This window comes from Ideonella sp. (assembly GCF_041287625.1).
GTDB lineage: Bacteria > Pseudomonadota > Gammaproteobacteria > Burkholderiales > Burkholderiaceae_C > Ideonella.
On sequence record NZ_JBGGNH010000027.1, the window covers coordinates 162,075 to 182,230 of the forward strand.

A 20,156-nucleotide genomic window follows, 5' to 3' on the forward strand; every position below is an offset into this window, starting at 1 on the left:
GGGCGGCCCGGCGCTGGTCCGCGCCATGCCTTGATCAGGCGGCGGTCAGCGGCGGCCGAACATCATCTGCCGGGCCAGCGCTGATTTGACCGGCGGCAAGGCCTGCAGCGCGGCCAGGCCCAGGCCGCGGGCGGTGGCCAGGCCGGGCAGCTGCCAGGTGAAGCTGCGGGCCAGGAAATCGGTGGCGGCGATCATGCTCCAGCGGTCCGGTGCGCGGGCCCAGGCGACGCGGCGCAGCGCGGCGTCCAGGTCGGTCGCCCCGCGCAGCGCGTGCACCAGCGACCAGGCGTCCCGCAGGCCGAGGTTCAGGCCCTGGCCGGCGACGGGGTGCAGCGTTTGCGCCGCATTGCCGATGCGCACCTGCCGGCCAGTCACCAGTCCACGCTCGGCATTCAAGCCCAGCGCGAACGACTTCAGCGGGCCCACGGACAGCACCTGGCCCGCGGCATCCGCCAGCAAGCTGTTCAGCACGATGCGGCGCTGCGTGGCGTCCAGCGGGGCGACCGGGTCGTCGCGGCTGTCCACGCACCACACCAGCGACGCACGCGCCGTGCCGTCCGCTGCGGGCTTCAGCGGCAGCAGGGCGACCGGGCCGTGGCGGGTGAAGCGCTCGAACGCGGCGCCGGTCGGCGCGTGGCCGTCCAGCGTCACGCTGCCGACCCAGGCGGTCTGCTGGTAATCGCGGCTCAAGGCCTTGCGCGCCTGCTCGGCAAACACGCCGCCTTCGGCCACCACGGCCAGGTCGAAGGTCTCCACCGTGCCGGCATCCACCTCCACGCCGCCGGCCACGTTCTTCAGCGCCTGCACCGGCGTGCCAAAGCACATGCGGTGGCGGGCCGGCTCGGCTGCGCAGCGCTTTGCCCAGGCCGCCTGCAGCGGCGCCACCAATTGCCCATAGGCCAGCACGGCACCCAGCATCGGCACCGCCTGCTCGTCGGCGCGAATGCGCACCTCGGCCTGGGGCAGGTTCAGGTTGGGCAGCAGCCCGCGCAGCAGGTTGGGTGCGGCCTGCGAGACATGCACTTGCGTGATCGGCTGCGCCTGCGCTGCCGGCCATGCGCCCAGCTGCTGCAGCAACTGCACGCTGCCCAGCGACAGCGCCAGCGTGCGCGGATCGGCAGAAACGTCCTTGTCGGCCGCCCGCGCGTCGAACACGGTCACCTGCGCCTCCGGCCAGCGCGAACTGGCGAGCAGGGCCAGCGCCAGCCCGGCCGGCCCGGCGCCAATCACTGCCAGGCGCACCGGCGCGGGTGCGGGCGGCGTCGCCGAGGGCGACGCGGGGCTCAGTGCTTCGAGGGGAGCGGTTTCGGCGGGGTCGTGCATGAGCGGCGGGGCAATCAGGTCAGGCGAACAACAGTCAGTCGAGCGCGGGCGATGGACGGCAGCGCCCTCGCGCGTATTATTCGCCGCGCCGGCAATCGGGCCGTGCTGCGAAGCCAGAAGGGGGTGCTGTCATGGGTTTGATGGATTTCATCAAGAAACAGTTCATTGACATCCTGGAGTGGACCGAGTCCGGCGATGGCACGCTGGCCTGGCGCTACCCGATGGCGGGCAACGAAATCCAGTACGGCGGCTCGCTGACCGTGCGCGAGAGCCAGATGGCCGTCTTCGTCAACGAAGGCAAGATCGCCGACGTCTTCGGCCCCGGCATGCACAAGCTGACCACGCAGACGCTGCCGGTGCTGACCTACCTGAAGAACTGGGACAAGCTGTTCCAGAGCCCGTTCAAGAGCGACGTCTACTTCTTCAGCACCCGTCAGCAGATCGACCAGCGTTGGGGCACCAGCCAGCCGATCACGATCCGCGACAAGGACTTCGGCGCGGTGCGCCTGCGCGCGTTTGGCAACTACGCCTATCGCATTGCCGACCCGAAGCTGTTCCACACCGAGATCTCCGGCACGCGGGACCGCTACACGGTTGAAGACCTCGACGGCCAGCTGCGTGGCCTGATGCTGCAGCACATCAGCGACGCGGTCGCGCAAAGCGGCATCCCGTTCCTGGACCTGGCGGCCAACCAGATCGAGTTCGCCAAACAGTTGCGAGATGCCACCGCTCCGTCCTTCGAGGCGCTGGGCCTGAAGCTGGAAAGCGTGACGCTGCAAAGCGTCTCGCTGCCCGAGGAACTGCAGAAGATCCTGGACCAGAAGATCGGCATGGGCATGGTCGGCAACGACATGGGCAAATTCATGCAGTACCAGACCGCGCAGGCCATTCCGAAGTTCGCCGAAGGTGCCGGCCAGGGCGGCGGCATCGCAGGTGACGCGATGGGGCTGGGCGCCGGTGTGGCACTGGGCCAGGTGCTGGCGCAGCAGCTGGGCCAAGGGCTGGGTGGCGTGGGGCCGGCGGTCAGCGCGGCGCCCGCCGTTGCCGCAGCTTCACCGGCGGTGGCCGCGTCGGTCGATGAGGTCATGGCGCTGCTGGAAAAGCTCGGCGAGCTGAAGGCCAAGGGCATCCTGACCGACGAAGAATTCCTCGCCAAGAAGACCGAATTGCTGAAGAAGCTCGTCTAGCCAGGTGGCAGCCGGAAGTCCCCCCGCGACGCCTGGGCGGCCCCAGCGCGTCTATCGCGCTGCGTGCCCGAATTGCGGCGCGCCGGTCGAGTTTGCCTCGGCCGCGTCGGCCAGCGCCGTCTGCAGCTTTTGCCGCAGCACGCTGGTGCGCGACGGTGAAGCGCTGCGCCGCATCGGCGTCAGCGCCGAGTTGTTCGACGACCACTCTCCGCTGCAACTGGGCGCCAGTGGCCAGTACCAGGGCGTGCCGTTCACGTTGGTCGGCCGTTTGCAGTACCGCTATGAAGCCGGCACCTGGAACGAGTGGCATGCGCTGTTCGACGCCGGCGCCGATGCGACGCCGCGTGTGGCCTGGCTCAGCGAGGACAACGGCGCCTACGTGCTGGCCTTCGACCAGCCGCTGCCAAGCGATGCGCCAGCTCTCACCGAGCTGAACCCCGGCGAGCGCCGCCTGCTGGCCGGCCAGCCGTGGAGCGTGGCCTCGGTGCAGCGCGCGTCGCTGCTGGCCGCGCAAGGTGAGCTGCCGCGGCCGCCGAAGCTCGAAGGCGAATTCACCGTCGCCGACCTGCGCAGCGAGCGCGGCGAAGTCGGCACGCTGGACGATGCGGACGCAGGCCAGCTGCAATGGTCCATCGGCCGCTCTGTCGCGTTGTCCGAGTTGAAGCTGCGCGGCCTGCGCGAGGACAGCGAAAAGACGCTCAGCAGCAAGGGCTTCAGCTGCCCCAGCTGCGGTTTTGCGATCACGCTGAGCCTGTCGACCACGCAAAGCGTCAGCTGCCCGCAGTGCAAGGCGGTGGTGGATGTGTCGAAAGGGCCGGGCGCGGACCTGGCCTTTTACGCGCAGAACAACAGCGGCCCCGGCAACCTGCAGCCGCAGATCCCGCTGGGCCGCATCGGCAAGCTCGAACTGGGCGCCGAAGGCCTGCTGGACTGGCAGGTCGTCGGCTACCAGGAGCGCTGCGACCTGCCGGCACCGGGGGACGACGACGAGCAGACCTTCTGGCGCGAATACCTGCTCTACCACCGCACGGCAGGCTTTGCGTTCCTGGTCGACGCCGAAGACGGCTGGAGCTGGGTGCGGCCGCTGACCGGCGCGCCGGTGGTGCAGGGCAGCACCGCCCGTCTGGAAGCGACGAGCTTCAAGCAGCGTTACCGCTACCAGGCCAAAGTGACATGGGTGCTGGGCGAGTTCTACTGGCGGGTGCAGCGCGAGGAGCGCGCCGAGGTCACCGACTACGACGGCCCCGGTGGCGCGATGCTCTCGCGCGAGCGCACGGCCAACGAGGTCGTCTGGTCGCTGGGCAAGGCTTTGCCGGCGGATGCGGTGGCCAAGGCCTTCGGCCTGAGCGGGCCGCAGGCGGCGGCGCTGCGCAGTGACGCGTCGCCGCTGTCCAGCCTCACCAGCAGCAAAGGCATTGGCGGGCTGAGTCAGGGCGTGATCATCCTGGTGGTGGTCATCGTCGTGATCCTGCTGACGACCCGCTGCAGCAGCAGCGACGATTGCGCACAGCAGCGCGCCACCTTCGGCGAGGCCAGCGCCGAGTACCAGCAATGCCGGCAGAACCAGCGCAGCCACGGCGGCGTCTTTGTTGGCGGCGGTGGCGGCTCGTTTGGCGGCTATTCCAGCGGCGGTGGCGGTCACAAGTGACCGCCACCATCCTCACTTCCATGGAGAAAACACGATGAACCTCGAATGGCTGCACCCGGAAGTGGTGCTGGGCTCGGTGCTGTACGCGGTGATCGGCGTGCTGGTGCTGTGGATCAGCTTTGCCATCATCGACAAGCTCACGCCCTACAAGCTGTGGGAAGAGATCGTCGAGCACAAGAACATCGCGCTGGGCATCGTCGTGGCGGGCATGTTCGTGGCCATCGGCCAGATCGTGGCCGCCGCCATCCACGGATGAATTCTGAGTCTCCTTCGGGTGATCTGAAAGAGGTGCCTGAAGAGTCGCGTCGGGTGCAGCCGGCCGAGGTGCTGCTGCTGGCCTCCGTGTTCGTCATCGCGGCCTGCGGGCTGGTCTACGAACTCGCAGCCGGGGCACTCGCCAGCTATCTGCTCGGCGACTCGGTGCTGCAGTTCTCCACCATCATCGGCGGCTACCTGTTCGCGATGGGGCTGGGCTCGTGGCTGAGCCGGTATGTGGAGCGGCAGCTGGTGGCGAACTTCCTGCGTGTGGAACTGCTGGTCGGCTTCGTTGGCGGGCTGATGCCGGCCGCGCTGTTCGCCTCGCATGCCAGCCTGCCGCCCACGGCGGGCGCGTCGTTCCGCGTGCTGCTGTACGGCCTGGTCGGGCTGGTTGGCGTGCTGGTCGGGCTGGAGATTCCGCTGGTCATGCGCATCCTGAAGCGCCAGTTCAGCCAGCGCTACGGTTTGAAGGACCTGGTCTCGCAGGTGCTGACCTTCGACTACCTGGGCGCGCTGGTTGTCGCCGTGGCGTTTCCGCTGCTGCTGGTGCCGCACCTGGGGCTGATCCGCACCGGCATCTTCTTCGGGCTGCTGAATGCGGTGGTGGCCGTCTGGGCGCTGTGGATGTTCCGCGCCCAGCTGCGGGCCTGGCGCGCGCATGCGCTGGCCTGTGCCGGCGTGCTGCTCGCGCTGCTCGCGGCCATGGCCGGTGCCGAGCAGCTGACCACCTGGGCCGAGGACCGCTTCTACGGCGAAACCATCCTGCTGCGCGAGACCAGCGCCTACCAGCGCGTGGTCGTCACCCGCAGCCGCGCCGGCATCCGCCTGTTCCTCAACGGCAACCTGCAGTTCCACTCCAAGGACGAGTACCGCTACCACGAGGCGCTGGTGCACCCGGCCATGGCCGCGCAGGGCGCGCCGCGGCACGTGCTGGTGCTGGGCGGCGGCGATGGCATGGCCGCGCGCGAGATCCTGAAGTACCCCTCGGTCGAACAGGTCACGCTGGTGGACCTGGACCCGAAGATGACGCAGCTGTTCCGCACCGAGCCGCTGCTGGCCGCGCTGAACCAGAACGCCCTCAATTCGCCCAAGCTGAAGGTCGTCAACGACGACGCCTTCGGCTGGCTGGCTGCGCATGACGAAAACTTCGACGTCATCGTCATCGACTTCCCCGACCCCAGCAACTTCGCGCTCGGCAAGCTCTACACCACCAGCTTCTACGAGCTGGTCGACCAGCACCTGGCCGCGGGTGGCTATGCGGTGGTGCAGACCACCTCGCCGCTGATCGCCCGCAAAAGCTTCTGGACCGTGGCCAGTACGCTGGAAGCCGCGGGCATGACCATCACGCCGTACCACGCCCACGTGCCCAGCTTCGGCGAATGGGGCTACATCCTCGCCAGCCGCAGGCCGTGGCACACGCCCGCCGCGCTGCCCGCCGGCCTGCGTTTCCTGACGCTGCCCGGCCTGCCCACGCTGTTCGACTTCCCGCCCGACATGGCGCGCGTGCCCGCCGAGCCGAACCGGCTGTCCAACCAGGTGCTGGTGCAGACCTTCGAGGAAGAGTGGGGGCAGGTGCATTGATGAGGGTTCGGCGCCGCACGGTGTTGGCAGGTGCGGCGCTGCCATGGCTGGCTGGCTGCGAGCCGCGAGTCGAGGCGCCCGTGAGCCGCTGGGTTGGCGCGTCGTTCGAGCGTGGGCACCGGCTGCGCACGCTGGCCAAGTCTGGCGCGTTGCCAACGCCCGCCGTGCAGCGCCGCGCGGGCGTGCTGGTGATCGGTGGTGGTGTCGCCGGACTGTCGGCACTGCGCGCGCTGGCCGAGGCCGGCCATGCGGACGCGCAGCTGCTGGAGCTGGAGGACCAGGTCGGTGGCAACAGCCGGGGCCACGCGGTCGCCGGCCTGGGCTGTCCGCTGGGTGCGCACTACCTGCCGGTGCCAGGAGAGAGCACCTACGAGCTCAGCGCCTGGCTGCACGACATCGGCCTGCTGCGATCGGACTCGGCCGGCGTGCATGCCAACGAGCGCTACCTCTGCCACAGCCCGCAGGAGCGGCTGTTCATCGACGGCGCCTGGCAGGACGGCCTGCTGCCGTCGGCTCAAGGGCGGCTGGCCACGCTGGCGCAGTACCGCCGCTTCGCTGCACTGGTGGACCAGGCGCAGCGCGAACTCGGCTTTGCGCTGCCCACGCACCGTGTGCGCTGGACGGCCGGCCATGCCGCGCTGGATGCGCAGCGCTTTGACGCCTGGCTGGCCGCCAACGGCCTGGACGACACGCGCCTGCTCGGTTACCTGGACTATTGCTGCCGCGACGACTACGGCGCCGGCATCGACACCGTCTCGGCCTGGGCCGGCCTGCACTACTTCGCCAGCCGGCACGGCTTCCACGCGCCTGGCGACGACAGTGCCGAGCGCGACGCCGTGTTCACCTGGCCTGAAGGCAACGCCTGGCTGGTGCGCGAACTTGCCGGGCCGCTGAAGCCGCGGCTGCGCACCGGCCGCACCGTGCTGCGGGTCGAGCTGCAAAAGCACGGCGTGCAGGTGCTGGCCTGGGACGAAGCCGCGGGGCAGGCCGAAGCCTGGACGGCCGACGCGGTGGTGCTGGCACAGCCGTTGTTCGTCGCCAGCCGGGTCGCGGCCGGGCTGGACGCTTCGCTGGCCGGCGCGCTGCAGCAGGCCGCCGCGGCCACGCGCTACGCGCCCTGGCTGGTGGCCAACCTGTTGCTGAAAGCGCCGCTGCTGGACCGCCTCGGCGCCCCGTCTTCGTGGGACAACGTGGCCTTCGCGCCGGCCGGCAGCAGCCTGTCGCTGGGCTACGTGGACGCTCAGCACCAGAGCCTGCGCCCTGACACCGGCCTGGCCGGCCCGCAACTGCTGACCGCCTACTGCGCGCTGCCCCAGTCGCGCCGGCCCGAACTGCTGGCTGGCAGCGCCGCCGACTGGACCGCCGAGATCGTGCGCCAGCTCACGCCACTGCACCCGGACCTTGCACCCAAGCTGCAGCAGGTCGACCTGATGCGCTGGGGCCACGCGATGAGCATCCCGGTGCCCGGCCTGCGCAGCCAGCCCGCCCGCGAGGCGCTGCGCCTGGCTGGCGGCCGCGTGCGCTTCGCCCATGCAGACCTGGCCGGCTATTCGGTGTTCGAAGAAGCCTTCACGCTGGGCTGGCAGGCGGGTCGCGGGCTTGTGACGGCTGCGCGCCTTGCGTCACCCCGCTGACGTGCTGAAGAGAGGCGATGGGTCGGCCGAATCGCGCGGCACGGGTGTCGGCTAAACGCAGCAGCATCCGCCAGCGGTAGGATGCGGGCGAGGTGCACATGGCGCAGCGCGGTTGGAGTCGTCGGCAGATCTGTGTGGCGGGGGCAGTGCTTGGCACTGCCGCGTCCTCGCGGGCGCGTGCCACCGGCGGGCCCTTGCGGGTGCTGGCCTGGCCAGGCTATGCCGAGCCGGAAGTGGTCGCTGCGTTCGAGCAGCGCAGCGGCGCGCGGGTCGAGCTCAGCCTCGTCGATTCCGACACCGTGCTGTGGCAGCGCCTGGCCCACAACCGCGCGCAGGATTTCGACGTCTTTGCCGCCAACACCGCCGAGCTGCAGCGCTACATCCGCCAGGAACTGGTGCTGCCGCTGGACATCAAGGCGCTGCCCAACCGCCGCCGCCAGTTGCCGCGCTTTCGCGACGCCGCCACGCTGCCCGGGCTGGTGCAGAAAGGCCGGCTCTACGGCGTGCCCTATGCCTATGCCGAGATGGGCCTGATCTATGACAGGGTGCGTTTGCTGGACCCGCCCAGTTCCATCACCGCGCTGTGGGACGAGCGCTACCAGGGCAGGGTGCTGGCCTACAACGATGGCTCGCACAACTTCTCGCTGGCGGCGCAGGCGCTGGGCCTGAAGAACCCGTTCCAGCTCAGCGAGGCGCAGTGGCCCAAGGCGGTGGACAGGCTGATCGCGCTGCGCCGCAACGTGGCCGGGTTCTATACCCAGCCCGAGGAGTCGGTGGCCATGTTCAAGCGCCGCCAGGCTTGGCTGATGTTCGCCAACTACGGCAGCCAGCAACTGCAGCTGGTGCGCCAGGCCGGGCTGGACGTGGGCTACGTGATCCCGAAGGAAGGCGCGCTGGCCTGGCTGGACTGCTGGGCCGTGACCCGTGGCGCACGCGAGCCGGCGCTGGCCCATGCCTGGATCGACCACCTGCTGGAGCCCGAGCCCTCGCGCCTGCTGGTGACGCGCCAGGGCTTGGGCTGCACCGTGCAGGCTTCGCCGGCGGAGCGGCCGGGCGACAAGCTGCTGTGGCTGGAGCCGGTGGAAAACGAGGAGCGCCGCAATGCCTTGTGGGCGCGCATCGTCTCGGGCGACCGGGCGGCCCGGCTGTTGGCGCCATGACGGCAGAGCCGTCACCGCAAAGCGAGACGGCGGCGCTGGCGTCGCCCGCGGTGCTGCAGCCGCCGGCTTTGCCATCGGGGCTCAGCACGGCCGAGTCGCCACCGTCCGCTGCCGCGCCGCCCCGGCCATCGCGCCTGCGCCTGGGCATTGCCGGCCGGCTGGCGCTGGTGCTGGCGCTGGTTGGGCTGTGCGCCGCGGGGCTGACCGGCTTCTACGCCTACCAGGCCAGCCGCAGCCTGCAGGTGGTCTCGGCACGCAACGAGCTGCTCACGTCCACCCAGGTGCTGGCGCGCCGCATCACGCAGACGCGCGAGGAGATCACCCGCAACCTGCAGGTGCTGGTCAACCACCCGGCCACGCTGACGGTGCTGCAGCATGGCGACGCGGCCGATGCCGAGCGGCTGGCTTCGTTGTTCGGCGGCGTGATGACGGCCAATCCGTCCTACCTGCAGCTGCGGCTCATTTCCGCCAGCGAGCATGGGCTGGAGCGGGTGCGCATGGACCGCCGCGGCGCTTCGCCCGTTCGCGTGCTGGGCGATGCGCTGCAGGAAAAGGGCCACTACGCCTACGTCGCCGAAACCCTGCAGATGCCGGCCGGCGCGACCTACCTCTCGCGCATCACCATCAACCATGAGAGCGGCACCGCGGCCGGCTATGACCAGCCGGCGCTGCAGCAGGCCATGCCGGTGATCGACGCGGCGGGCAAGGCGATTGGCGTGGTCGTCGTCAACGTGGACCTGAACAGCATGTTCGCGCTGCTGGCGGCCGACCTGCCCGAGGCCTTCACGCTGTACCTGGCCAATGGCGGTGGCGACGTGCTGATCCATCCCGACAGCAGCAAGACCTTCGGCTTCGACCGCGGCCGCCGCGTGCTGCTGCAGGACGAGTTCGCCGCCACCGCGCCGGTGGTCAACGGGCACAGCGAGCACGTGGTGTTCGATGTCGATGGTGACGCCCAGCCCGGCGGCCCGCCGCAGGCCGGCCTGGTCGCGGCCTTTGTCGCGCTGCCGCTGGAGTCCCCGGCCAACGAGAACCGGCTGGTGCTGGGCCTGGCCCAGCCACTGGCACAGGTGCTGGCCCAGTCGCAGCCGCTGGGCCAGGCCATCACCCGCATCGTGCTGGGGCTGGGGTTGGTGTCATTGCTGGTGGCTGCGGCGCTGGCGCAGGCGCTGACCCGGCCGATCAATGCCGTGTCGGAGGCCGCGCGGCGTTTCGCGGCCGGCGAGGCGCCGGGCGACCTGCCGCTGCGCCGCAATGACGAGATTGGCTCGCTGGCGCGCCGTTTCCAGCAGATGCAGGTGCAGATCACGCGCCAGCTGGCCGACCTGAAGACCAAGCAGCAGGAGCTGGAGCACCTGTCTCACCACGACATGCTGACCGGCCTGCCGAACCGCCGGCTGTTCCAGGACCGGCTGGCGCACGCGCTGGCCCAGGCCAGGCGCAACGGTGAAGCCGTCTGCCTGCTGTTCATCGACCTGAACGACTTCAAGCAGGTCAACGACCAGCACGGCCACGATGCCGGCGACGTGGTGCTGCAAGTCATCGCCCAGCGCCTGCACGCCGCGATGCGCCAGGCCGACACGGTCGCCCGCCTGGGCGGCGACGAGTTCGTGGTGCTGCTGGACACCTCGGCCCACCCGCTGCACGTGGCGCTGATCGCCGAGAAGCTGCTCGACGAGATCCGCCTGCCAGTGCCGCATGGCGCCAGGCAACTCCGGGTCGACGCCAGCATTGGCATCGCCCGCTACCCGCACGACGGCGAAACCGCCAGCGACATCATGGCCAACGCCGACCGTGCGATGTATGCCACCAAGACGGCAGGCGAGGGCGGCTATCGGTTTTTCTCGGTGCCACTGGAGTGAACAAGGTTGGCGCCGCTGGATAAGCTGCGCAGCTCATTCCAAATCCATCAGGAGATCCTCATGCGTTATCGCCGCCTTGGCCGCGCCGGCCTGCAAGTCAGCGAGCTGTCGCTGGGCTCGTGGGTCACGTACCACAACCAGGTCAATGTGAATGCCGCCGTCGAGATGATGGCCGCAGCTTTTGATGCCGGCGTCAACTTCTTCGACAACGCCGAGGCCTATGCCGCCGGTGAGAGCGAAACCGTGATGGGCCAGGCGTTGAAGAAGCTGGGCTGGCACCGGCTGGACTATGTCGTCTCGACCAAGTTCTACTGGGGCCTGCCGGGCCAGCATGGCGGCATCAACCGCAAGAACACGCTGAACCGCAAGTACCTGATGCAGGCCATCGACGGCTCGCTGCAGCGTTTCGGGCTGGAACACCTGGACCTCGTCTATTGCCACCGGCCGGACCCGAACACGCCGATCGAGGAGACCGTGCACGCGATGAGCGACATGATCACCCAGGGCAAGGCGCTGTACTGGGGCACCAGCGAGTGGAGCGCGGCCGAGATCCGCGCGGCCTGGGACATTGCCGAGCGGCATCACCTGCACAAGCCGGTGGTCGAGCAGCCGCAATACCACCTGTTCCACCGCCGCAAGGTGGAGCAGGAGTACGCCCGGCTCTACGACGACATCGGCCTGGGCCTGACGACCTGGAGCCCGCTGGCTTCGGGCCTGCTCACCGGCAAGTACAGCGCCGGCGTGCCGGCCGACTCGCGCGGCGCCTTGCAGGACATGGGTTTCCTGCGCGAGGGCCTGACCGATGCCGCCAAGAACGCCGCGGTGCAGCAACTCGCGCCCATCGCCGCCGAGCTCGGGGGCACCACCGCGCAACTGGCCATCGCCTGGGCGACGAAGAACCCGCACGTCAGCTCGGTGATCACCGGCGCCTCCAAGGTTTCGCAGCTGCAGAGCAACCTCGGCGCGCTGGCGGTGGCGGACAAGCTGACGCCGGAGGTGATGGCGCGCATCAACGAGCTGACATCCCAACTCGCCGACTGAGTCGCCTCAGCGGTTCAGCGCGTCCAGTCGCTCGACAGTGCCAACGTCGGTCCACGGTCCCGTCCACAGGCGGGCGCCGAGGCGGCCGGCGGCAATCGCCGCGTCCAGCCTGGGCCGCAGCGCGAGCCGTGTGCCGGGTGCAATGTCGCTGAACATCGCGGGCCGGAACAGGCCGACGCTGGCCCAGGTGTAGCGCTCGGGCGCGTCGGCCACTGCCAGGCCGGCGGCGCTGATGCCGAAGTCGCCGTGCGGATGGTGCGGCGCGTTCGGCACCAGCCAGAGTTGGGCGTCCAGCGCGCTGCTGGCGAAGGCCGCCACATCGGCCGCGTCAAACGGAAAACCGGGCAGGAACACATCGCCGGAGACGACCCAGAAGGGCTCGTTTCCCTGCGGCGCCAGGAGTGGCAAGGCCTTGGCAATGCCGCCTGCGGTTTCCAGCGCGCCGCCATGGTCGCGGCCTTCCATCGAATGGTGCAGCGTGAGGCCCCAGCGGCTGCCGTCGCCCAAGGCGGCCGGGAACTGGTCTTCCAGCCAGGCGGTGTTGACGACCACCTCGCGCACGCCGGCGGCGGCCAGCGCTTCGAGGTGCCATTCGATCAGCGGCTTGCCGCGCACCTGCAGCAGCGGCTTGGGCGTGGTGTCGGTGAGTGGCCGCATGCGTTCGCCGCGGCCGGCGGCGAGGACCAGCGCGCGCGGCGCAACGGTCGCCAGATTCACTGCAGCACCATGAGCACCGCACTGCCCGGGCCGATGCCGGCCTTGACCGTGCAGTCGCTGACCTCGGGTGCCTTCACTGCGCCGCCGCCTTCACCGCTGGTCCGCCAGACCTGCGTCTGCGCAATCTTGCCGCAGTGGCCGCTGCCGCCCTGCAGGCGGGCGCTGAGCTGGTGGGATTCGTCGCTGCTGTTGCTGATCATCAGGTAACTGTTTTGCGGCGTCTGGAATGCGGTGGCGACCAGGCCGGCGGGCAAGCGGCCTTGCACCGCCGCGATCTTCGCACCGGGCGGCAGCGGCGCGACGATGGTCTGCAGTGCCTGTGCGACCGGCCGGCGCTGGCCGTCTTCGCTGAGCATGCCATGGCCTTGCGTGCCCCAGTTGAAGTCCTTCAGCTGCCAGTAGATCAGCGCGCTGGCGCCGTTGTTCAGCAGCAGCCCGGCCTGGGCGATGGCGCTCAGGCCGTACGCCGGCTCGGTGACCGCGAAACTGCGCGCGCCGACCTTGGCCTTGCCGTCCTGCGCGCCGAATTCGGTGATGACGATGGGACCGAAGTGGCCGCGGCCGAGGAAGCTGGCCATGCCGGGCTGGCGCGGGTCGCTGAGCAGCTCGGGGTTCTCGTAGACGTGGGCCGAGATGTAGCCCAGGTCGTCGGTGGCCTTGGCCTGCTGCAGCGCGCCGATGTAGTGGTCGAACTGTTTCAGGTTCACGCCAGGCCCGGCGATCTTGACCTCGCCCAGGCCGTTCTGCTGCATCGCGGCCCTGGCGGCCTGCACGAGCCGCGCATAGTCCTCGCGGGTGTAGAGCGTGCTCCAGGCGCCGTGCGGTTCGTTGGTCAGTTCCACCGCGTCCGCCGTGATGCCCAGGCCGCGCAGGTAGACCATCTGCGCGGTGACCAGGTTGGCGTAGTCCGCCACCCGCGCCGGGTCGGCGAAGGTCGAGCGGTCCTTGGAGCCGCTCTTGCGCTGCGCGTCGTAACGGGCCCAGGGCTCAGGCATGCGCCAGAAGATCAGGTGGATCTGGATGCCCAGCTGCTTCATCTGCTCGCCAAAACGCGTCAGGCGCTGGCGCTGCTGTTCGCTGTCGTTGGCCTTGATCAGCTTCAGCGCGTCCTGCACCGACATGCCGGGCCGCAGCTGGTTCAGCAGGATCTTCGGCGCCAGGCCCACGCGCACGTAGCGTGCATGCAGGTCGCGCAGCATCTGCATGCTTTGCTCGGGCTTGTTGTCGTTCAGCCAGACCTGCGCGCCAAAGCCGAGGTAAGGGTGGGACTGGCCGAAGTCGAAGCTGGCGTCGGCCTGGGCGGCCAGGGCCGCGCTGCCTTGGGCGGCGAACAGGCCGCTCAGGGCCAGCGGCAGCAGTTGGCGAAAGGCGGTACGGGGGGAAAGCGTCATGGCGACTCCTGGAGCGCAAATGGGAAGCCGGCGCCCGACTGCTGCGCCACCATCCGGCAGTCTAGGCGGCCAGCGGGCCTGCGCGTGTCGGACGACGACGCACTTGCATCTGGCGCCTCAGCGGCTGTCGCCCCGGTGCAGCCGCTGCAGCGCTTGCTGCGCCGGCCGGAACACCGCGATCAACGCTGCCATCAGCGCCTCGGCGCGGGCGCTGTTGTCCTGGCCCAGGTTGCAGACGTAGACGTCCAGCGTCACCGCGCCGAGTTCGGGCCAGGTGTGCACCGCGAGGTGGGATTCGGCCAGCAGGATCATGCCGGTGACGCCTGCGGGTGCGCTGCTGCCTGGCAGTGGCGTGAAGCGGTGGAACAGCTCGCCGACCGGCTGCAGGCCGGCCGCCAGCACCGCGGCGCGGCAGTGCGCGCGCAGGGTGTCAGGGTCGGTCATCGCGGCTGCACCGGCAGGGCAGCCGCGCAGGTCGGCGGTCAGGTGCAGGCCGTGCATGGGGCCTGGATTATCCAGCCCCGCTAAAATCCCGGCTTTCGCGGTTCAGCGCTCCGTCAAATCGGGAGTCCACCGCGTCGTTTCCAGGCCCAGCAGTGCGCTCACCAAGGCGCCAAATGGCCCGCCGCTGACCCCGGCGCTCCTTGCATTTCCCCGGCCCTTCCCCCGACACGGACCCAGCATGCCCCTCGACACCTCCCCCGCCAGCGCCCGTACCGAGCACCCCCAGATGGCCAACGCGATCCGCGCGCTGGCGATGGACGCGGTGCAGCAGGCCAATTCCGGCCACCCCGGCGCGCCGATGGGCATGGCCGAGATGGCCCAGGCCCTGTGGGGCCGCCACTTGAAGCACAACCCGAAGGCGCCGAAGTGGGCCGACCGCGACCGTTTCGTGCTGTCCAACGGCCACGGCTCGATGCTGCTGTACGCGCTGCTGAACCTGACCGGCTACGCGCTGCCCATCAGCGAACTGAAGAACTTCCGCCAGCTGCACAGCCTGACCCCGGGCCACCCGGAAGTCGACGTGACGCCGGGCGTGGAAACCACCACCGGGCCGCTGGGCCAGGGCATCACCAACGCGGTGGGCATGGCGCTGGCCGAAAAGCTGCTGGCGGCCGAGTTCAACAAGGACGACCTCAAGATCGTCGACCACCAGACCTATGTCTTCATGGGTGATGGCTGCCTGATGGAGGGCATCAGCCACGAGGCCGTGGCGCTGGCCGGCGCCTGGAAGCTGAACAAGCTGGTGGCGCTGTACGACGACAACGGCATCTCGATCGACGGCCCGGTCGCGCCCTGGTTCATCGACAACACCGCCCAGCGCTTCAAGGCCTGCGGCTGGAACGTCGTCGGCCCGGTGGACGGCCACGACGTCGGCGCGGTCGACAAGGCGATTGCCACCGCCAAGGCCAGCAGCGACAAGCCCACGCTGGTCATCTGCAAGACCGCCATCGGCAAGGGCTCGCCCAACCGCGCCGGTACCGCGAAGGCCCACGGCGAACCGCTGGGTGGCGACGAGATCAAACTGACCCGTGAAGCGCTGGGCTGGCCACACGAACCGTTCAGCGTGCCGGAAGACGTGCGCGCCGCCTGGGACGCCACCGAAACCGGTGCCGCGGCCAATGCCCAGTGGGACGCGCGTTTCGCCGCCTACGCCGCAGCCTACCCAGAAGCCGCTGCCGCGTTCACCCGCCGCATGGCCGGCGAGCTGCCGGAGAACTTCGCCGAGATCGCGGTTGACGCCGTGGCCTCTGCCCACGACAAGGCCGAAACGGTGGCCAGCCGCAAGGCCAGCCAGATCGCGCTGGAATTCTTCACCGCCGCGCTGCCCGAGCTGCTGGGCGGTTCGGCCGACCTGACCGGCTCGAACCTCACCAACACCAAGAGCACACCCGCGCTGCGCTTCGGCAAGGATGGCGAGCCGGCCCGCAACGAGCTGGGCCAGCTCGGCCGCCACATCAACTACGGCGTGCGCGAGTTCGGCATGGCCGCCATCATGAATGGCGTGGCGCTGCATGGCGGCTACATCCCCTACGGCGGCACCTTCCTGACCTTCAGCGACTACAGCCGCAACGCCATCCGCATGGCCGCGCTGATGAAGCTGCGCGTGGTGCATGTGTTCACGCACGACTCCATCGGCCTGGGCGAAGACGGCCCGACCCACCAGTCCGTCGAACACGCGGCCAGCCTTCGCCTGATCCCGAACCTGGACGTCTGGCGCCCGGCCGACACGATGGAAACGGCTGTCGCGTGGACCATGGCGCTGGCCAACAAGCACCGCCCGAGCGCGCTGCTGCTGTCGCGCCAGAACCTGCAGTACACGCAGAAGGTCGATGCCGACGTCATCACCCAGGGCGCCTATGTGCTGTCCGAGCCGTCCGACATCGGCATGAAGAAGGCCGCCCAGGCCGTCATCATCGCCACCGGCTCCGAAGTCCAGCTGGCGATGGCCGCGCAGGCCGAACTGGCCAAGGCCAAGATCGCGGTGCGCGTGGTGTCCATGCCCTCCACCACCGTGTTCGACCGCCAGCCCATGGCCTACAAGCTCTCGGTGCTGCCGGCCAAGCTGCCGCGCATCGCCATCGAAGCTGGCGTGACCGACGGCTGGTGGAAGTACGGCTGCGCCGCGGTTGTGGGCCTGGACCGCTTCGGCGAATCCGCCCCGGCCGGTGTGCTGTTCAAGCTGTTCGGCTTCACGCCCGAAAACGTCGCGCTGACGGTGCGCAAGGTGCTGGGCAAGTAAGCCGGTCAAGATCCCGCATTCCTTTCTTTTCCCTCTCGTTTCCTTCACGGCTTTTCATCAGACCAGGAGACTCTCATGACCATCAAGGTAGGTATCAACGGCTTCGGCCGCATCGGCCGCATGGTGTTCCGCGCTGCGGTGCAGAACTTCGCCAGTGACATCGAAATCGTCGCCATCAACGATCTGCTGGAGCCGGACTATCTGGCCTACATGCTGAAGCACGACAGCGTGCATGGCCGCTTCAAGGGCGAGGTCGCGGTCGACGGCAACACGCTGATCGTCAACGGCAAGAAGATCCGCCTGACTGCGGTGAAGAACCCGGCTGAGCTGAAGTGGGACGAGATCGGTGCCGACGTCATCATCGAATCCACCGGCCTGTTCCTGACCAAGGAAACCGCCGAGGCCCACCTGAAGGCCGGCGCGAAGAAGGTCATCCTGTCGGCGCCTTCGAAGGACGACACGCCGATGTTCGTCTACGGCGTGAACGACAAGACCTACGCCGGCCAGGCCATCATCTCGAACGCCTCGTGCACCACCAACTGCCTGGCGCCGGTCGCCAAGGTGTTGAACGACGCCTTCGGCATCAAGCGCGGCCTGATGACCACGGTGCACGCCACCACCGCCACGCAGAAGACCGTGGACGGCCCGTCGAACAAGGACTGGCGCGGTGGCCGCGGCATCCTGGAAAACATCATCCCGTCGAGCACCGGCGCTGCCAAGGCCGTGGGCGTGGTGATCCCTGAGCTGAACAAGAAGCTGACCGGCATGTCCTTCCGCGTGCCGACTTCCGACGTCTCGGTGATCGACCTGACCGTCGAGCTGGTCAAGGAAGCCAGCTACGAAGACATCTGCAACGCGATGAAGGCCGCGTCGCAAGGCGCGATGAAGGGCGTGCTCGGCTACACCGAGGACAAGGTCGTCTCGACCGACTTCCGCGGCGAGCCGATGACCTCGGTCTTCGACGCCGACGCCGGCATCGCGCTGGACAAGACCTTCGTCAAGGTTGTGGCCTGGTACGACAACGAATGGGGCTACTCGAACAAGTGCCTCGAAATGGTCCGCGTGGTGGCCTGATATTTCAGGCAATCGCAAAAAGCCCCTTCCGAGGGGCTTTTTTGCGGGCGCTGCAGACGCAATCAGCAACGAGTCGTTTACTTCGAAACGTCTAGACTTCACCCTCTTTTGCCGCGGCACGCTGCTGCCCTTAGCCGGATGACTGCCATGAACCACACGGGTTGGACGAACTGGACACACAAGGCCTGGCTGGCCTGCTCTGCGGCGGTGCTGCTGGCGACGGTTGCGGCGCTGCCGGCCCAGGCGGCCGAGCAAGGCGTGCCGCGCGGCGTCGGCGCTGCGGCGCTGGCAGACACCGGGCGGGTGATCGTCAAGTTCAAGAGCGGTGCCGGCGTGCTGTCGCGCAGCAACATTCTCTCGGCCAATGCGACGGCCAAGGCGGGCCCGCAGGCCGCCTCCACGCTGGCCACGCGCCTGGGCATCGCGTCGCTGGCCGACGGCCGTGTGATGAGTGATCGCATGCAGATCATGACCTCGAGCGCGATGGGCAGCCAGGCGCTGGCGGCCAGGCTGGCGGCGGACTCGGAAGTCGAATGGGCCGTGGTGGACGGGCGCCGCCGCGTGCTGGCCGCACCGAACGATCCGCTGTACCCCAGCGGCCTGTCGTCCAATGTCAATTCGCTGGCCGCCGGGCAGTGGTACCTGCACGCACCGGACAGCACCGTCAAATCTTCCGTGAACGCCGAAAACGCGTGGGCGCTCACGCAAGGCAGCAGCAGCGTCGTCGTGGCGGTGCTGGACACCGGGATTCGCCCGGACCACCCAGACTTTGCCGGCAAGCTGCTGAGCGGCTACGACTTCGTCAGCGACACGGCCACGGCCAACGATGGCGGTGGCCGCGACAGCGACCCCAGCGACCCTGGCGACTGGATCACCTCGGCGGAAGACGCTTCGGGCACCTTCAAGGGCTGCGGCGCCGAAAACAGTTCGTGGCACGGTACCCAGACCGCTGGTCTGATCGGGGCTGCGACCAACAATGCGACCGGCATGGCTGGCATGGCGCCGAATGTGCTGCTGTTGCCGCTGCGTGTGCTGGGCAAGTGTGGCGGCTACGACTCGGACATCATCGACGCGATGCGCTGGGCCGCCGGCATCTCGGTCAGCGGTGTGGCGGACAACACGCATCCTGCCAAGGTGATCAACATGAGCCTGGGCAGCTCCGGCAGCTGCACTGCCGCCTATGAAGACGCGATTGCCGACGTCACTGCCAAAGGCGCCACCATCGTGGTCGCCGCGGGCAATGACGGCCTGGCCGTCGGCACGCCAGCCAACTGCGCGGGCGTGATCGCCGTCGCCGGCCTGCGGCACGCCGGCACCAAGTCCGGCTTCTCGGACCTGGGGCCGGAAGTGTCGATTGCCGCACCGGCAGGCAACTGCGTCAACGCGTCCGGCGCCTGCCTGTATTCGATGCTCAGTACGACCAATTCGGGCACGCAGGGTCCGGGCACCAACACCTATTCCGACGCCATCAACTACGCGCTGGGCACCAGCTTCTCGGCACCGCTGGTGGCAGGCACCGCGGCATTGATGGTGTCCATCAACCCCAGTCTGACGCCGGCAGCGATCCGCTCGCTGATCCGCAGTTCGGCGAGGACCTTCCCGACCACCGCTGACAGCGGCGTGGCGGCCTGCACGCAGCCAACCTCGACCGAGCAGACCGAATGCACCTGCACGACCGGTACCTGCGGCGCCGGCATGTTGGACGCCGGCGCGGCCGTGGTGGCCGCCCAGAATGCGAACTCGCAGCCGGTGGCCGTGATGTCGCCGTCCGCCGTGTCGGCGGCCATGGGCTCGACCGTGACGCTGACCGCGGGCAGCAGCCTGCTGCCCGCCGGCCGCACCATTCAGACCTATCTGTGGCAGGTCACCGGCGGATCGGCGAGCATCGCCTCGGCCACCGGCCGTGCGCAGGCGCTGGCCACCACGTCAAGCAATGCCAGCGTCACCTTGACGGCGCTGGATGAGGGGGAAACCACGGTGCAGCTGACGGTGACCGACAGCTCCGGCGCTTCGTCGGCCGCGGCTGCGCAGACGCTGGCGGTGTCCGCGGTGGCGCCGGCGGCGGCCATCGCCGTCGACATCGGCAGCCCCGAAGTGGGCGATGCGGTGACGCTGAGCGGCACGGGTTCTGCCGCTGCAGGCAGCGCAACCATCGTGTCGTATGCCTGGTCGCTGGTCGGTGGTTCGACCATCGCCACGCTGCAGGGCAGCACCGGCGCCCAGGTGGACCTGCAAGGCAATGCCGTCGGCTCCGTCACGGTGCAGCTGACGGTGACCGACAGCAATGGCCTCACGGGCACCACCACCCGCACGGTGACCTTTGCCAAGGCCAGCTCGTCCGGTGGTGGTGGTGGCGGCGGTGGCGCTGCCGGCTCGCCCGTCTGGGCCGCGCTGCTGCTGCTGATCGGCCTCGCCCTGCCGCGCCGACGCGCGGGCCGCTGAGCCAACAAAGTCCTGTTGAAGGGGCGGTGCGGCCGGGCAGGTCGCGCCGCCCCTTTGTTTTGGCTTCAGCCGGCCGATATCCCGACATCTGTCAA

The 20,156-nt window shown here is 69.1% G+C and carries 15 protein-coding genes; 11 read left to right on the forward strand and 4 right to left on the reverse strand.

The genetic code is table 11. The features are described from left to right. Positions 1 to 45: 45 nt before the first annotated feature. Complete coding sequence (locus tag ACAH41_RS10705; RefSeq protein ID WP_325656265.1) at positions 46 to 1,323, reverse strand: FAD-dependent monooxygenase; 1,278 nt, start codon at positions 1,321 to 1,323, stop codon at positions 46 to 48. A gap of 131 nt (positions 1,324 to 1,454) precedes the next feature. Between ACAH41_RS10705 and ACAH41_RS10710 the strand changes: the two genes are divergently transcribed. The 8 genes from ACAH41_RS10710 (at position 1,455) to ACAH41_RS10745 (ending at position 11,694) form a co-directional block, all read left to right on the forward strand. Next, positions 1,455 to 2,510, forward strand: a complete 1,056-nt coding sequence (locus ACAH41_RS10710; protein WP_325656267.1) for an SPFH domain-containing protein — start codon at positions 1,455 to 1,457, stop codon at positions 2,508 to 2,510. A gap of 145 nt (positions 2,511 to 2,655) precedes the next feature. Then, a complete protein-coding gene (locus ACAH41_RS10715; protein WP_325656269.1) occupies positions 2,656 to 4,158 on the forward strand; it encodes a DUF4178 domain-containing protein in 1,503 nt (500 codons plus the stop codon). Between the two features lie 34 nt (positions 4,159 to 4,192). Further along, complete coding sequence (locus ACAH41_RS10720; RefSeq protein ID WP_325656271.1) at positions 4,193 to 4,414, forward strand: DUF350 domain-containing protein; 222 nt, start codon at positions 4,193 to 4,195, stop codon at positions 4,412 to 4,414. Then, a complete protein-coding gene (locus ACAH41_RS10725) occupies positions 4,411 to 5,997 on the forward strand; it encodes a polyamine aminopropyltransferase (RefSeq protein ID WP_325656273.1) in 1,587 nt (528 codons plus the stop codon). The genes ACAH41_RS10720 and ACAH41_RS10725 overlap by 4 nt, the downstream gene beginning before the upstream one ends. Positions 5,998 to 6,077: 80 nt before the next feature. Next, positions 6,078 to 7,631, forward strand: a complete 1,554-nt coding sequence (locus ACAH41_RS10730; RefSeq protein ID WP_325656275.1) for an FAD-dependent oxidoreductase — start codon at positions 6,078 to 6,080, stop codon at positions 7,629 to 7,631. Between the two features lie 146 nt (positions 7,632 to 7,777). After that, positions 7,778 to 8,791 carry an extracellular solute-binding protein gene (locus ACAH41_RS10735; RefSeq protein ID WP_325656277.1) on the forward strand — a complete coding sequence of 338 codons (1,014 nt, stop codon included), beginning with the start codon at positions 7,778 to 7,780 and terminating at the stop codon, positions 8,789 to 8,791. Further along, positions 8,788 to 10,653 carry a diguanylate cyclase domain-containing protein gene (locus ACAH41_RS10740; RefSeq protein WP_325656279.1) on the forward strand — a complete coding sequence of 622 codons (1,866 nt, stop codon included), beginning with the start codon at positions 8,788 to 8,790 and terminating at the stop codon, positions 10,651 to 10,653. Before ACAH41_RS10735 ends, ACAH41_RS10740 begins: the two co-directional genes overlap by 4 nt. A gap of 60 nt (positions 10,654 to 10,713) precedes the next feature. Then, positions 10,714 to 11,694 carry an aldo/keto reductase gene (locus ACAH41_RS10745; RefSeq protein ID WP_325656282.1) on the forward strand — a complete coding sequence of 327 codons (981 nt, stop codon included), beginning with the start codon at positions 10,714 to 10,716 and terminating at the stop codon, positions 11,692 to 11,694. A gap of 6 nt (positions 11,695 to 11,700) precedes the next feature. Here ACAH41_RS10745 and murU read toward each other — a convergent pair whose 3' ends face one another. From murU to speD, 3 genes are all read right to left on the reverse strand, one after another. Then, entirely contained in the window at positions 11,701 to 12,411 is a 711-nt protein-coding gene (murU, locus tag ACAH41_RS10750) for an N-acetylmuramate alpha-1-phosphate uridylyltransferase MurU (protein ID WP_325656284.1), read from the reverse strand. Continuing rightward, positions 12,408 to 13,802, reverse strand: a complete 1,395-nt coding sequence (locus tag ACAH41_RS10755; RefSeq protein WP_325656286.1) for a hypothetical protein — start codon at positions 13,800 to 13,802, stop codon at positions 12,408 to 12,410. The genes murU and ACAH41_RS10755 overlap by 4 nt, the downstream gene beginning before the upstream one ends. A gap of 117 nt (positions 13,803 to 13,919) precedes the next feature. After that, the gene (speD, locus tag ACAH41_RS10760) at positions 13,920 to 14,303 is read right to left on the reverse strand and encodes an adenosylmethionine decarboxylase (RefSeq protein ID WP_325656287.1); all 384 of its coding nucleotides are present in this window, start codon (positions 14,301 to 14,303) and stop codon (positions 13,920 to 13,922) included. A gap of 181 nt (positions 14,304 to 14,484) precedes the next feature. On the opposite strand from speD, the gene tkt reads away from it, so the two are divergent. The 3 genes from tkt (at position 14,485) to ACAH41_RS10775 (ending at position 20,061) form a co-directional block, all read left to right on the forward strand. Continuing rightward, a complete protein-coding gene (tkt, locus tag ACAH41_RS10765; protein WP_325656288.1) occupies positions 14,485 to 16,545 on the forward strand; it encodes a transketolase in 2,061 nt (686 codons plus the stop codon). A gap of 75 nt (positions 16,546 to 16,620) precedes the next feature. After that, positions 16,621 to 17,619, forward strand: a complete 999-nt coding sequence (gene gap / locus ACAH41_RS10770) for a type I glyceraldehyde-3-phosphate dehydrogenase (protein WP_325656289.1) — start codon at positions 16,621 to 16,623, stop codon at positions 17,617 to 17,619. 147 nt (positions 17,620 to 17,766) lie between these two features. After that, the gene (locus tag ACAH41_RS10775) at positions 17,767 to 20,061 is read left to right on the forward strand and encodes a S8 family serine peptidase (protein ID WP_325656293.1); all 2,295 of its coding nucleotides are present in this window, start codon (positions 17,767 to 17,769) and stop codon (positions 20,059 to 20,061) included. Positions 20,062 to 20,156: the final 95 nt, after the last annotated feature.